Annotated in this window: 14 protein-coding genes; 6 read left to right on the top strand and 8 right to left on the bottom strand. The window is 58.3% G+C overall.

Going from position 1 to position 13,740, the window contains the following annotated elements; genetic code table 11:
• Positions 1-45: 45 nt before the first annotated feature.
• Complete coding sequence (ssb, locus tag FPZ52_RS05295; RefSeq protein WP_146364398.1) at positions 46-519, bottom strand: single-stranded DNA-binding protein; 474 nt, start codon at positions 517-519, stop codon at positions 46-48.
• Positions 520-659: 140 nt separating this feature from the next.
• Between ssb and FPZ52_RS05290 the strand changes: the two genes are divergently transcribed.
• From FPZ52_RS05290 to coaD, 4 genes are all read left to right on the top strand, one after another.
• The gene (locus FPZ52_RS05290) at positions 660-1,256 is read left to right on the top strand and encodes a lytic transglycosylase domain-containing protein (protein WP_420851703.1); all 597 of its coding nucleotides are present in this window, start codon (positions 660-662) and stop codon (positions 1,254-1,256) included.
• A gap of 136 nt (positions 1,257-1,392) precedes the next feature.
• Positions 1,393-2,031 (top strand): VPLPA-CTERM sorting domain-containing protein, encoded by a 639-nt coding sequence (locus tag FPZ52_RS05285; protein ID WP_146364394.1) that lies wholly within the window; start codon positions 1,393-1,395, stop codon positions 2,029-2,031.
• Between the two features lie 143 nt (positions 2,032-2,174).
• Positions 2,175-2,609: a CBS domain-containing protein gene (locus FPZ52_RS05280; protein WP_146364392.1), complete on the top strand. Its 435-nt coding sequence runs from the start codon at positions 2,175-2,177 to the stop codon at positions 2,607-2,609.
• Positions 2,610-2,696: 87 nt separating this feature from the next.
• Positions 2,697-3,197: a pantetheine-phosphate adenylyltransferase gene (gene coaD / locus FPZ52_RS05275; RefSeq protein ID WP_146364390.1), complete on the top strand. Its 501-nt coding sequence runs from the start codon at positions 2,697-2,699 to the stop codon at positions 3,195-3,197.
• A gap of 57 nt (positions 3,198-3,254) precedes the next feature.
• On the opposite strand, the gene gap (FPZ52_RS05270) is transcribed toward coaD, so the two are convergent.
• From gap (FPZ52_RS05270) to FPZ52_RS05240, 7 genes are all read right to left on the bottom strand, one after another.
• Positions 3,255-4,259: a type I glyceraldehyde-3-phosphate dehydrogenase gene (gene gap, locus FPZ52_RS05270; protein WP_146364388.1), complete on the bottom strand. Its 1,005-nt coding sequence runs from the start codon at positions 4,257-4,259 to the stop codon at positions 3,255-3,257.
• A 130-nt stretch (positions 4,260-4,389) separates the two neighbouring features.
• On the bottom strand, positions 4,390-5,394 hold the full coding sequence (gene gap / locus FPZ52_RS05265; RefSeq protein WP_146364386.1) for a type I glyceraldehyde-3-phosphate dehydrogenase: 1,005 nt from the start codon (positions 5,392-5,394) through the stop codon (positions 4,390-4,392).
• A 123-nt stretch (positions 5,395-5,517) separates the two neighbouring features.
• Complete coding sequence (locus FPZ52_RS05260) at positions 5,518-7,527, bottom strand: aldo/keto reductase (protein WP_146364384.1); 2,010 nt, start codon at positions 7,525-7,527, stop codon at positions 5,518-5,520.
• 36 nt (positions 7,528-7,563) lie between these two features.
• On the bottom strand, positions 7,564-8,646 hold the full coding sequence (locus tag FPZ52_RS05255; RefSeq protein WP_146364382.1) for an ABC transporter ATP-binding protein: 1,083 nt from the start codon (positions 8,644-8,646) through the stop codon (positions 7,564-7,566).
• Positions 8,647-8,658: 12 nt separating this feature from the next.
• Complete coding sequence (locus tag FPZ52_RS05250) at positions 8,659-9,495, bottom strand: carbohydrate ABC transporter permease (protein ID WP_146364380.1); 837 nt, start codon at positions 9,493-9,495, stop codon at positions 8,659-8,661.
• Positions 9,492-10,352, bottom strand: a complete 861-nt coding sequence (locus FPZ52_RS05245; RefSeq protein ID WP_146364378.1) for a carbohydrate ABC transporter permease — start codon at positions 10,350-10,352, stop codon at positions 9,492-9,494. The genes FPZ52_RS05250 and FPZ52_RS05245 overlap by 4 nt, the downstream gene beginning before the upstream one ends.
• Before the next feature lie 63 nt (positions 10,353-10,415).
• Positions 10,416-11,690, bottom strand: coding sequence for an extracellular solute-binding protein (locus FPZ52_RS05240; protein ID WP_146364376.1), 1,275 nt, complete (start codon positions 11,688-11,690; stop codon positions 10,416-10,418).
• A 100-nt stretch (positions 11,691-11,790) separates the two neighbouring features.
• Between FPZ52_RS05240 and FPZ52_RS05235 the strand changes: the two genes are divergently transcribed.
• Together FPZ52_RS05235 and FPZ52_RS05230 are read left to right on the top strand one after the other, a co-directional pair.
• Positions 11,791-12,690, top strand: coding sequence for a helix-turn-helix domain-containing protein (locus tag FPZ52_RS05235; protein ID WP_205758608.1), 900 nt, complete (start codon positions 11,791-11,793; stop codon positions 12,688-12,690).
• Positions 12,691-12,756: 66 nt separating this feature from the next.
• On the top strand, positions 12,757-13,704 hold the full coding sequence (locus FPZ52_RS05230; RefSeq protein WP_146364374.1) for a 2-hydroxyacid dehydrogenase: 948 nt from the start codon (positions 12,757-12,759) through the stop codon (positions 13,702-13,704).
• The last annotated feature ends 36 nt before the right edge of the window (positions 13,705-13,740 follow it).

Genomic DNA, 13,740 nt, shown 5'->3' with positions numbered 1-13,740 from the left:
TCGATAGAGGTTCCATAGTCTGTTCAAAGCATGTGTTGCAGAAGCTTAGAACGGGATCTCGTCATCGTCGAACTGGTTCGACGGAGCGTCGTTGCTGGATCCCGATGGCGCTGCGCCATAGCCACCGCCAGATGATTGGTCGGTCGGATAGTTGTTGCCGCCGTCTCCGCGACCGTCAAGCATCGTCAACTCGCCTTTATAGGGGCGCAGCACGACTTCGGTGGAATACCGGTCCTGACCGCTTTGATCCTGCCATTTGCGCGTTTCGAGCTGGCCTTCGAGGTAAACCTTGGACCCCTTGCGCAGATATTGTTCCGCAATCTTGGCCAGCGGCTCCGAGAAGATCGCAACCGAATGCCATTCCGTGCGTTCGCGGTTCTCGCCCGTGTTACGGTCGCGCCAGCGTTCAGATGTCGCGACGCGCAGGTTTACGACCTTGCCGCCGTTCTGGAATGTGCGCACCTCTGGATCACGTCCCAGATTGCCAACCAGAATCACTTTGTTCACCGAACCTGCCATGCGTCATCTCTCCCGAATCTAGGCGTTGACGGACACAGTAGAACAAATGCGCGCGGCTCAAAAGCGGATCGCCACCGACAGGCTGGATGAGGCGCAAAAAATTCGTTATGGTCCAAGCAAACTGGAACGGGGACATTTCGGTGAGACAAGCTGTAACATTTCTTACGGCGGTCGCGGGGTTGTGCATCTCGACGGGCGTGGCAGCGCAACAGGCAACGGTTTCAAGCAAGGCTCGGACTACGTTGTTCAAGTCGCAAACGGATTTTCTCGATAGTCGCGGGGCGGTGCAATACGAGCATTCCGAACGCCTGCGTCCCAAGTCAGAGTTGCTGGGCGAGGTGAATCTCGGCGCGCTTCCCATGGTCGAGTATCGTGGCACTTACCTGCCAATGGCACAGCAGGCCGCGCGCAAGCACGGTATCCCCGAGCAGATTTTCGTGCGGCTGGTACAAACCGAAAGCAACTGGAACCCGAAAGCCGTGTCTCATAAAGGGGCGATCGGGTTGGCGCAGTTGATGCCTCAAACTGCGCGGTTGCTTGGGGTAAACGCACATGATCCGCAGCAGAATCTGGACGGCGGCGCAAAGTATCTGCGTCGGCAGTACGACAAGTTCCGCTCCTGGCGGCTGGCCCTGGCGGCATATAATGCTGGCCCCAAAGCGGTCGAGCAATATCGCGGCGTGCCGCCTTATACCGAAACGAAGAACTATGTTTTGCGAATACTTGGCTCGGGTTGAGTTGTCGCAATTGTCAAAGTTAACCGTTAGTTAATTTCTTCTACCTCCACTCATCATGATATGGTAACAAGTGCGTGTTGGCGGAGCGTGAGTATATTTTCGGTATGTCGTTCCGTTAGGTTAGGAGAGTGATATTATGAATTTTAAAACTTTTGGCATGGCGGCGGCATTGTCTTGTGCGGCTGGCATGGGATCTGCTGCGGTGTTGGATTTTGCGTCACCCGTCAGCCTTGATCATGGTGGTTCCCATGTTGTGAACTATTCATGGGGCACGATGACTGTCAGTTCTGCGGTTGATGGTATTTTCAACTGGGGTGGTTCTGTCACGCAAAGCGGATTCGGCTATGGCGTGAATGGCAACCCGGATACCGATCCGGAGCTTGTGGATGGCAAGCCTATCTTCAGCAGTGAGGCGCTAACGTTCTCGTTCAGCCGCGACATCCTGCTGAACAGCATCCTGTTCTCGGAAATGGACGACAACGACGATTACAAGGTGTATATTGATGGCTCGCCTCTGATCGCCGGCGATTTCACCTTGTCAGACGGCAACCCGCTTGAGCTTGGTGGTCTTCTTGCCCGCAGCTTCACGATCGAGGCCGTCGGGGAATGGGATACGTGCTACTTCATATTCAACTGCAATGAAGATGCGCCTTTCGGCAACGACTCGTTCGGCGTAGCGGGCATCACAGCAGCAGTCCCTCTACCAGCTGCTGGCTGGGCGCTGATTGCCGGTCTGGGTGCTCTGGGCGCTACGCGTCGTCGTAAGAAAGCCTAAGGCTTGACATCTTTCATCTAGAAAAGGCGGCTTGGGCCGCCTTTTTGCTTTTTCAGTGGGTGGAATCGGCGCTCTCTTGACAGAAACGTCACTCACGGGTGACGCTAAGTTATGGAGGCGCTGCATTCCAGAAGGAGCTGAAAATGCGGGTTCATCAGATACTAAGAACAAAATCCGATGACGGAGTCGTCACGATAGAACCGGATGCGCGGATTGCAGATGCCGCAGCTCTTCTGTCGTCTAGACGTATCGGCGCGGTGGTGGTTTCGCCCGACGGAAAGAAGGCAGTCGGCATTTTGTCAGAACGCGACATTGTGCGTGAATTGGGACAGCGTGGTCCGGTGTGTCTTGAAGACACCGTGGACAAGCTGATGACGCAGGAGGTCATTTCCTGCAAGCGCGAGGATATGAGCGCCGCAGTGTTCCGCCTGATGACCGATGGACGTTTCCGCCACCTGCCGGTGATCGAGGATGGCGAGATGGTCGGACTGATCTCCATCGGTGATGTCGTAAAGGCGCAACTGTCTGAACTGGAGATGGAAAAAGACGCGCTGCAAGGGATGATCATGGGTCACTGACAGCCTGATATTCTGCGATTGCATTGAAATCATGTTGCATTGCAGCACCAGATACTGTTGCTTGCACCAAGTTTGAGTGGGGGCAGCATGCGAATTGGTCTTTATCCTGGCACATTCGATCCGTTGACGATCGGTCACAGCGACATCATTCGCCGCGCTTGCGCGTTGGTGGATCGGCTTGTGGTCGGCGTGGCGATCAATCGAGACAAGGGGCCGCTCTTCACGCTGGAAGAACGCGTCGCCATGATCGAGGAACAGCGCGAAACGCTCGTGGGCAGCAGCGGCGCCGAACTGTTGGTTCATCCGTTCGAGAACCTGCTGATCGACTGCGCACATGACGTCGGTGCGTCCGTGATCATCCGCGGCCTGCGTGCTGTGTCTGACTTCGAATATGAATTCCAGATGGTCGGCATGAACCGAACGCTTGATTCATCGGTCGAGACGGTTTTTCTGATGGCCGAAGCGCAGCATCAGGCGGTCGCGTCCCGGCTGGTCAAGGAAATCGCGCGTCTTAATGGCGATGTATCAAAATTCGTTTCGCCCTCAGTTGAAGAGGCGCTGAAGTCGAAATTCGCGGCGCGTAAATAGTCTGAAACGGAAAAGGCCGACGCTTCGACGCCGGCCTTTGGCTTCTGTGGGTCCGGATCAGATTCGCTTGCCAATCTCGGCTGCGGTATCCAGCATCCGGTTCGAGAATCCCCATTCATTGTCGTACCATGACAGAATGCGAACCATGTTGCCGTTCAGAACCTTGGTTTGTTCCGAGGCAAAGATCGACGAACGCGGATCGTGGTTCATGTCCATGGACACGACCGGATCATCGGTGTAGCCCAGAACGCCCTTCAGCGGACCATCAGCGGCGGCCTTCGCGGCAAGTTTGTTGATTTCCTCGATACTCGTGTCGCGACCCGCCTGAAAGGTCAGGTCGACGCAGGACACGTTCGGGGTCGGAACGCGGATCGCGGTGCCGTCCAGCTTGCCGTCGAGTTCCGGCAGAACCAGCCCCAGCGCCCGGGCCGCGCCCGTGGAAGTCGGGATCATGTTCATCGCTGCCGCACGTGCCCGGTACAGATCCTTGTGCAGCGTATCCAGTGTTGGCTGGTCGCCCGTGTAGCTGTGGATCGTTGTCATCAACCCGCTGGTGATGCCGACACTATCGTTCAGAACCTTCGCGACCGGCGCAAGGCAGTTCGTCGTGCAGGATCCGTTGGACACAACAATGTCGTCGCTGGTCAGGGTGTCGTGGTTCACGCCGTAGACAATGGTCTTGTCCGCACCACTTGCGGGGGCGGAAACCAGAACGCGCTTGGACCCGTTCTCAAGATGTAGCGCGGCCTTGTCGCGTGCGGTGAAGATCCCGGTGCATTCCAGCACCACGTCAATGTCGCTCCATGGCAGCGCCTTCGGGTCGCGTTCCGCGGTGACCTTGATCGGACCGCGACCGATGTCAATCGTGTCGCCCGAAACCGTCACATCGCCGTTGAAGCGACCGTGCACGCTGTCATAGCGCATCAGGTGGGCATTGGTTTCAACCGGGCCAAGATCGTTGATGGCGACGATTTCGATATCCGTACGGTTGCTCTCAGCCAGCGCGCGCAGCACGTTGCGACCGATCCGACCGAATCCGTTGATTGCGACTTGAAGTGCCATAGGGTCCCTCCAGACTAGGCAGGGCGCGCGGCCCTGCGCGGAATGTTATCGCTAACTTTCCGAAATCTGACAAAAGGTCAACCCGCATCACCTGAGATGCGGGCCAATCCGAAGGGATGAGGCAGGATTGTCAGTGAATGAGGCGGCCCATCGCAGCGGCGACATCGGCCATGCGGTTTGAGAAGCCCCATTCATTATCGTACCAGGCCAGCACGCGAACGGTGCGACCACCAACCACTTTGGTCTGGTCCGGCGCGAAGATCGACGAATATCCGGTGTGGTTGAAGTCGATGGATACCTTCGGTTCCGGATCATACGCCAGAACAGATCCCATATGTCCGACAGCCGCTTCGCGGACGATTTCATTCACGTCCTCGACGGAAACGTCCTTTGCCGCCTCGAAGGTCAGGTCGACGGCGGATACATTCGGCGTGGGCACGCGCATTGCGGTGCCGTCCAGCTTGCCGGCCAGTTCGGGCAGCACCTCACCAATCGCCTTCGCCGCGCCGGTAGATGTCGGGATCATCGCCATCGCAGCTGCGCGCGCGCGGTACAGGTCGCTGTGGCGACGGTCCAGTGTCGGCTGGTCGCCGGTATAGCTGTGGATGGTGGTCATGATGCCGCGCTCGATGCCGATTGCCTCATTCAGAACCTTTGCCAGCGGGGCAAGGCAGTTCGTGGTGCAGGACCCGTTCGACACGACCTCATGCGCTGGCGTCAGTTCCCGGTGGTTCACGCCGTACACAATCGTCTTGTCGGCGTTGCGGGCGGGGGCCGAAACAAGAACCTTTTTCGCGCCGCGTTCCAGGTGCACCGCTGCCTTGTCGCGTGCGTTGAACTTCCCGGTGCATTCCAGAACGACATCGACGCCGGACCAGTCCAGTTCACTCGGATCATAAGTCGACTGGACTTCGATCGGACCACGGCCCAGGTCCAGCGCGTTTCCATCCACACGGATATCGCTGTCGAAACGGCCATGCACGCTGTCATACTTCAGAAGATGCGCATTCGTTTCGATGGGGCCGGTGGCGTTCATCTTCACAACATGGACATCGTTGCGCCCGCTTTCGAAAATATGTGCAAGTGTGCAGCGCCCGATGCGCCCGAAACCGTTGATGCCTACGGTGATGGTCATAGATGCCTCCAGCCAGCGTTCAAGAGGCATCTACCAAGTTTTCAAAAAGTGAAAACAGTGTGTTAGCGCAAACCCCCATGTGTTTGCGCCAACGGTTGCGCTAACGTGCGCTTTCGTACGGGATCAGCCTTCTTCCAACCACTTGACCTGCTCCGGCGTCAGTTCGATTTCCAGCGCTTTCAGGCTGTCATCGAGTTCCCACAGGCGGCGCGGGCCGATCAGCGGCACCAGTGGGAAGGGCTGGTTGAGACAATAAGCCAGCGCGATATGGATCGGGCTTGCGCCCAACTCGTCGGCAAGTTCAATCGCACGATCCCGGCGTCCGAAGTTTTCCTCCGAATACCAGCAGCGGACCAGTTCTTCATTGTCCCGCTTGTCGCGCCCGGCGGCAGGGGTGAAGAAGCCGCGCCCCTGGCTGGACCAGGCGAAATTCGTGACCTGGCGGTCGGTGAGCCACTTTCGCCATTCGGCGGTCGATGCCGTTACGCAGCCTGCCCAGATCGGTTCCAGCATCTCGGACAGGGAAAACTGGTTGGACAGGACCGATGGCGCCGTCTTGCCGTTTGCCTTTGCGTACTCGATTGCTTCGTCGAACCGTTCGCGCGTCCAGTTCGATCCGCCAAAGGGCCCGCGGATGCGTCCGGCTTTGACCTCCGCATCCATCGCGTCGACGAATTCACCCACTGGTACATCGGGGCTGTCGCGGTGCATGAAGTACACATCCACATGATCGGTACCCAAACGTTCAAGGCTTTGGTCTAGCTGTTTGGCAATCACATCGGGATAGACAAGTGGCGAATGCGCGCCCTTACCGATCAGCACGATTTCGTCACGCACGCCTCGCGCTTGCAGCCAGTCGCCGAACACCTTCTCGGTCCGACCGCCGCCATAGATGAAGGCCGTGTCAAAAACGTTGCCGCCTTTTTCGTAGAAGGCATCGAGCAGGGGAGCCGCATCGGCAAATCGCTTGAAGTCCTCGAACCCCAGCGCAACCGGGCTGGCCGATTTGTCGACACCCGCGATCTTGCCGCGCTTGATCGTGCCTGCGCTGTTGTCGATGGGCGAGCCTGTGATGGTCATGGTTTTCCGCGTGGCCGTTTCGATTTCGAATTCGAGGCCCGCATCTGTCCGCCACTGGTCCAGCACCCGCAAGTTGCCCAGCGTGTCGTCCCAGCTCATGCCCGGCGCGCTGAATTGCTTCTGACCTGCCCGGATCGCTTCGCCGACGGCATCCACCTCGAAGGAATAGAGCCATCCGCTTTCGGGTACCGACACGGACTCCTTGCTGCCATCCGCGCGGATGATGTCGATCACGCCTGTGCCGCCTTCGCGACCGCCTGCGAACCAGAAATCAGGGACCTCGATCCGGCCTTTTGTGCCGATGATCCGCAGCACGTTGTCCTGCGCCAGCGAGACGGAACAGGACACTTCCGCAATGATATCATTCGGGAAATGCAGCAGTGCCGCCGCCCATTCATCGACGCCTGATTGCCCCAGATGCGCGGTGCCCTGAACCCGAACCGGATCAAGGAAGGGTTTTCCCGCAGCTGTACCCGCGATCAGACGGGACATGGATACTGGATAGCAGCCGACATCCAGAATGCCACCGCCCGCCAGATCATTGGCGTAAAGGCGGTGGTTGGGATCAAACGCCCCCATGGCAAATCCGAAGCTCGATTTGATCGCGCGGACCTCGCCGATCACGCCGTCTTTCAGCAGATCCAGCAACTTCGCCGTCTGCGGATGCAGACGGTACATGAAGGCCTCGCCCATGAAGGTGCCCGCCTTGCGCGCCTCGTGCAGCATTGCGTCGGCCTCGAACGCGCTCAGCCCCATCGGTTTTTCGATCAGTGCATGTTTGCCTGCGCGGGCGGCCTTGATGCCCCATTCCGCATGCTGCGGGTGTGGTGTCGAAATATAGACGGCGTCCACATCCGGATCGGCCAACAAAGCGTCATAGCCGTCCAGAACCCGCGCGCCGGGGAAGTGTTCGGCATAGTCTGGCTTACGGGGGTTGCGTGCGCCTATGGCGACCAGCTTGCCTGTTTTGGAATTCGCAACGCCGCCTGCGAAGGCGCGCGCGATACCGCCGGGCCCGATGATGCCCCAACGAATTTTATTTTGTGAAGTCATTTAGTTGCCTCGTGATATTGAAGTGAGGTTTCGTGTCTATGTCAGGCGTTTGCCCTGCTCGTCAAACAGGTGGCAGCGACCTGCCGGGATTGCGGCTGCTACGGCCCCCCCGATGTCGTCATTCTCGGATTCGTCACGTTCGACGATCAGTTGCTCATCCGTCTTCGTGCCCGAATAAATGAAGGTTGTTGCGCCAAGATGTTCGATCACATCTACCTTCAGATTCAGGTCACAATCACCTTGGCCCGCAGGCAGAAAGTGCTCAGGCCGGACACCCAATGTGACATGAGTGGTTGATGGGATCTGTTTGACGGGCAGTGCCAGCCTTGCACCATGCTGATTGGCCAAAGACAAGGTGACGGTATCCGCCGTGTGGTCCACGATCTCGGCAGCCATGAAATTCATCTTTGGTGATCCCATGAAACCCGCGACGAACTGGTTCACGGGGTCATGATACAACTCCAAGGGGCTGCCGATTTGTTCTATCCGCCCATCCCGCAGTACGACGATGCGGTCGGCGAGTGTCATCGCCTCTGTCTGGTCGTGGGTGACATAGATCATGGTCACGCCCAGTTCCGAATGCAGCCGCGCGATTTCAACGCGCATCTGCACCCGCAGTTCCGCGTCGAGATTGGACAGGGGTTCGTCAAACAGGAAAACCTCAGGGTTGCGGACGATAGCACGGCCGATGGCAACGCGTTGGCGCTGGCCGCCCGAAAGTTGCTTCGGGCGACGTTCAAGAAGATTTTCTATTTGAAGGACTTGCGCGGCATTCTTCACGCGCTGGTTCGTGTCGGCCTTGTCGTTTCCATTCATGCGCAGGCCGAAGGACAGATTTTCTTCCACCGTCATATGCGGATACAGCGCATAGGACTGGAACACCATTGCCGTGCCCCGATCTGCCGGTTCGACGTCGTTGACGACTGTGCCGCCGATGCCGATTTCGCCGTCCGAGATATCTTCCAGCCCTGCGATCATCCGCAGCAATGTGGACTTGCCGCATCCCGAAGGGCCGACGAATACGACGAACTCGCCGTCCTGAATGTCCAGATCCGCGCCGTGGATGACCTGAACCTGCCCGTAGCGCTTGATAACGTTATTGAGTGTAACACCAGCCATGTGCCGCCCTTTCTATTTGACCGCGCCGGCGGTGATACCGGCCATGAAGTAACGTTGCAGGAAGATGAAGACCACGAGCATGGGGGCCGTCAGAAGAACCGCGCCGACCATGATGCCGCCCCAGCTGACACGCGTGACGCCGATCAGCGAGCCGAGCGCGACGGGAGCCGTCATCATCTCGGGGTCGTTCGCGATCAGAAGCGGCCAGAGGTAGTTGTTCCATGAATGCAGGAACAGGATGATGGACAGCGCTGCGATCGTAGGTTTTGCCATCGGCATCGCGACACGCAGGAATATCTGCCATTCCTTGACGCCTTCGACACGTGCGGCATCGAACAGCTCTGTCGGCATCATCGAAAACGACTGCCGCATGAACAGGACGCCGAGCGAGTTGAACAGCGGGGGCGCAATCAGCGCAAACCACGTGTTCGATAGCCCGAAATCCCGTGCGACCATGATGAATTGCGGGATCACGACGACGAAATAGGGCAACGTGATCGTACCGAGAATGATCGCCAGCACGACACTGCGCCCATGAAAGCGGTAGCGCACCAGCGCCCAGCCGGCCATCGAGGTCAGCATCACCGACAGGAAGGTATAAACCGTTGCGACCACGACCGAGACGAAGATCGTGCGGACGAAACCGGTGTCCTCCTGCAAGGCCTGGAAATTGGGCCAGAACTGGTTGGAGGGGGTCAGCTCGATGCCCGGGCTGAAGATACCGTTTTCCGGCATGGTCGAGAAAACGAACATCATCCAAAGCGGAAACAGCCAGATGATCGCCAGCGGCACGATGGCTGCGTGCAGGGCAAGGCTGCGGGTCAGGCGAGTGGCGGATTTGGATCTCATGTCTTGTCCCTTCCGAGCCACAGGTTGAGCAGGGATATGATCACGGCGAGACCGGCAATCGTGTAGGCCACGGCGGAGGCATAGCCGAAGTTCAGTACCGTGAAGCCCTGGCGGTACAGGAACAGGCCCAGTGTCTCGGTCGCGCCACCCGGACCGCCGCGATTGGTGATCAGGAAGGGCTCGGCAAACAATTGCATTGTCCCGATGACCGACAGCACCACGCAGAACAGGATGATCGGTCGCAGGAGCGGCAGGGTGATGTGGAAGAACTGCTGGACAGGCGACACCTTGTCGAGCGTTGCGGCCTCGTACACGTCTTCAGGGATGGATTGCAGGCCCGACAGGATGATGATGGCGTTGTATCCGACCCAACGCCACGTGACGGCCATGATGATCAAGGCCATTGCCGCCGTCGGGTTGGCAAACCACTGGACCATGGGCAGGCCGATGCCGTCGAGGATCTTGTTCACAACGCCGAAATCGACGTTGAACATCAGACGAAACACGGCGGCGTAAGCGACTTCGCCCACCACGACCGGGGCGAAAAACGCGAACCGCATGATCCCGCGTGCTTTGAGAAGCTGCGAGTTGAGCAGCACGGCCAGCAGGGTGGCCAGGGCGATCATCACCGGCACCTGGATCACGAGGATCAGAAGCGTGTTCTTCAGCGCGTTGTGGAATGCCGGATCGACGGTCAGGCGCCCCCAGGTCATGGACGGGTTGAACGTCCAGGGCAGGCGGCGCGTGGCCATGAATGACAGGTAGAAGGAATAGATGATCGGCCAGACCCAGAACCCGACAAAGACCAGAAGGTAGGGTGTCAGGAATCCGTAGGCCGTAGCAGTACGGGTCCGCATAGCGATTGCCTTGTCGAAAGTCGTGTGTCCGCCCGGACCGTGACAGGCCCGGGCGGGAAAGGGTTACTGCGCTGCGGGGATGCCTGTGACCAGCTCGATCTGCTTGGCGGCGTCATCCAGCGCCGCTTGCGCGCTGTCATAGCCACCGTTCAGATACTGGGTCTGCACCGTTTGCACGATCTGATCCGCGTCGCCGAAGAAGGATGTGCCGCGCATCGGGTTGATCTGGTCAAGCGTGCCAAGGATCGTTTCCCAGACCGGCTGATCGCCCCAGAATGGCAGGCCGTCCTGCACATACGGATCTTCCAGTGCGCTCAGGAGCGATGGCACCAGACCGTAGGATTTCAGCATGGTGACCTGTCCGTCATTCGTGCCAAGCGCGTAGTTCACATAAGCCCAGGCCGCTTCCTTGTTCTCGGAATTGGCGGGGATGGCGAGCGACGACCCGCCAAGGTTTGCGGCATGTGCGCCATCGGCCGACAGCGACGGCATCAGGTAAACGCCCCATTGGCCAGCCTGATCTTCGGGCGCGGTGGAGCGGATCGTGCCCTCGTACCAGCCGCCATACATTTGCGAGGCCACGGCACCCGCATTGTTGTTCTGGATCTTCTCGTTCCAGTCGGCGGCGGTCATCAGCCCTTCGTCTACAAGGCTTTTGACGACATCAAGCGCGGCGACGCAGGAAGGCTGGTTGACCGTGATCGATTCACCGTCATTCGAGAAATAGCCGCAACCCTGTTCATTTGCGATCATGCGGAACCATTCCGTATCGCCGTTCAGATCGGCATTGGTCATGGTGACGCCGTCATTGGCTTCCATGATCTGCTTGCCGGCAGCGATGAAGTCATCCCAGGTTTGGATACTCGCCGGGTCCACGCCTGCGTTGTCATAAAAATCGCGGCGATAGAACATCGCGACCGGGCCCGAATCCCACGGCATGGCATAGGCGACATCCCCGACTTCCAGTTCCGTGCGCTTGAAGTCGGGGAATCTTGCCGAGCTTTCTTCGTCGTAGCCAAGGTCGCGCAGATTGGCGAAGCAGTCGGGGAATTGCGCCCAGAAGATTTCCGCTTCGTGGTTTTCAATCGACAACACATCGGGCAGGCCGGACCCACCAGCCGCGCAGCCCGCGAGGGTGCGGTCAAACACTTGCTGGTTGCCCAGATCTTCTACAGTGACCGTTACATCGGGGTATTCGGCATTAAAGCCTTCGATCACCGATTCCAGCGATGAAGCGGCGATGTTCCAGCTCCAGACCGTGATTTCACCGGATTGTGCGTGGGCACCGCCCGCGGCCAATCCCAACGCCAAAGCGGCGCAGCTTGCGTAAAGACGCATGGTTTTCTCCTCCCATTTCGGTTGCCCGGTCTCCGGGTCGAACCTAGTGTAGGTTAGAGGAAATACGGGAGGCGTCTTCTTCAACGGGAAGACGAACGAGTTGAAAAGTAAGATCGACGGAAAACGTTACTGGAATCCGCTGAAAAGCACGGTGGAGGCCGTGCCGAACCAGCTTGTCATCAGCGATGAAGAACCCGGCATCATGTCTGCCCCGCACTGGCATGCGCAGGTGGAGGTGAATTTCGTCTTCTCCGGATATGTCGAATACCAGATGCAGGGTTACAATGTCCGGCTGGATGAGGGGGCGCTATCGCTGTTCTGGGGCGGGGTGCCTCACCGGGTCATAGATACGGCGGCCGGGTCACGATTCGTCGCCATCCATTTGCCAATACTGCATTTCTTCCGGTTGCGCCTGGCTGCTGACATGCAGCAAAAGCTGATGCGTGGCGGAACATTGGTGACGGCAGAGCGCGAACGTGAAGATGACCACGCCTTCGCTCGCTGGTCCGAATTTCTTCGCTCTAACGATGAAGCGCGGATGAACCACGCGATCGAGGAGGTGTTGCTCAGGATAGAACGTATCCGTTTTGCCCCTTACCGTCTTCTTGAGGCTGGCGCGGCGGAGCAGGCTGAAACCGAAACCCCTGATCAGACGAGCTTTCATAACATCGGCCGGATCTGCGAATTCGTGACCCAAAATTTTCGCGACGATATCGACAGCCGTGCCATCGCGCTGCATGCGGATATCCACCCCAAATACGCGATGAGCGTTTTCAAGAAATCCACCGGCATGACGTTGAATGAATATGTCAGCCTCCTGCGGCTGTCTTACGCGCAGGCGCTGTTGATGCGTGAGGAGGCGAACGTTCTGGAGGTTGCACTGGATAGCGGATTCGGGTCGCTGTCTGCCTTCAACAAGAGCTTCCGCAAGCTGTCGGGGATGAGCCCGTCAGACTTCAAGCGCCAGATGCGAATGCGACCGGACATGCCGCCGAACTGACCGAGCGGGTTGTGGACCTTGCCATTGGACGGCTAGACCTCGGCTGAATGACAGCAAGGAGGTTTCATGTCGCATTCCCCCATCGCGTTTCTGGCGTCTGCCGATGAAGGCAATATCGACCTCTGGTTGACTGAACTGCGTGCCCGGATGCCTGATGAAGACATTCGGACATTGGAAGAGTTGAGCGATGCGGAACGCGTGCAATGTGATATCGCCATCGTCGCGCAGCCGACACCCGACATGCTGGATGCAGTGCCCAATGTCACATGGATTCACAGCCTGTGGGCGGGCGTCGATTCTATCCGCACCGTGATGGAGCCGCGCGGCACGCCGGTTGTTCGACTGGTAGATCCGCAATTGGCTGAAACGATGGCCGAGGCGGTTCTGGCGTGGGTGATGTATCTGCACCGCGACATGCCTGCCTATGCACGACAGCAACGCGCGCATGAGTGGAAAAAGCAGCCATACTGCCGGGCGTCTGATCGCACGGTTGCGATCCTCGGGCTCGGTGCGCTGGGGCAGACGGCCGCGCGTCGCTTGGCGCCGCAAGGGTTTCGGTTGAAAGGGTGGAGCCGGTCCGCCAAGTCAATCGATGGCATGGAGTGCTTTCACGGGGACGACGGGTTGGTGGCTGCAGTGACCAATGCGGATATCGTTGTCTCTCTGTTGCCGCTGACGCCGGATACATGCGGTGTAATAGACCAAAAGATTCTGGGGGCGTTCAAGCAGAGTGCAGGATTGATCAATTTCGGACGAGGGCCGGTGATTGATGAAGTCGCGCTCCGGCAGGCGCTGGGCAATGGCTCGCCGGGGCATGCTGTGCTAGATGTGTTCGCACAGGAGCCTTTGCCGAGCGACAACTGGATGTGGGACCATCCGGCGGTTACAATTCTGCCTCATATTTCAGCGCCAACGGATAGCCGTACCGCTTCTGCCATTGTTTCCAAGGCTATAGCACGATTTCGTGCGACCGGCGAAATCCCCGAAGCGGTTGATTGGAAGCGCGGATATTAGTCATTGATCCGCAGATCATTGATCTCGTTGAATGTT

This window comes from Qingshengfaniella alkalisoli (genome assembly GCF_007855645.1).
GTDB classification, from domain to species: Bacteria; Pseudomonadota; Alphaproteobacteria; order Rhodobacterales; family Rhodobacteraceae; genus Qingshengfaniella; species Qingshengfaniella alkalisoli.
This window is presented reverse-complemented; position numbering and strand designations above follow the sequence as displayed.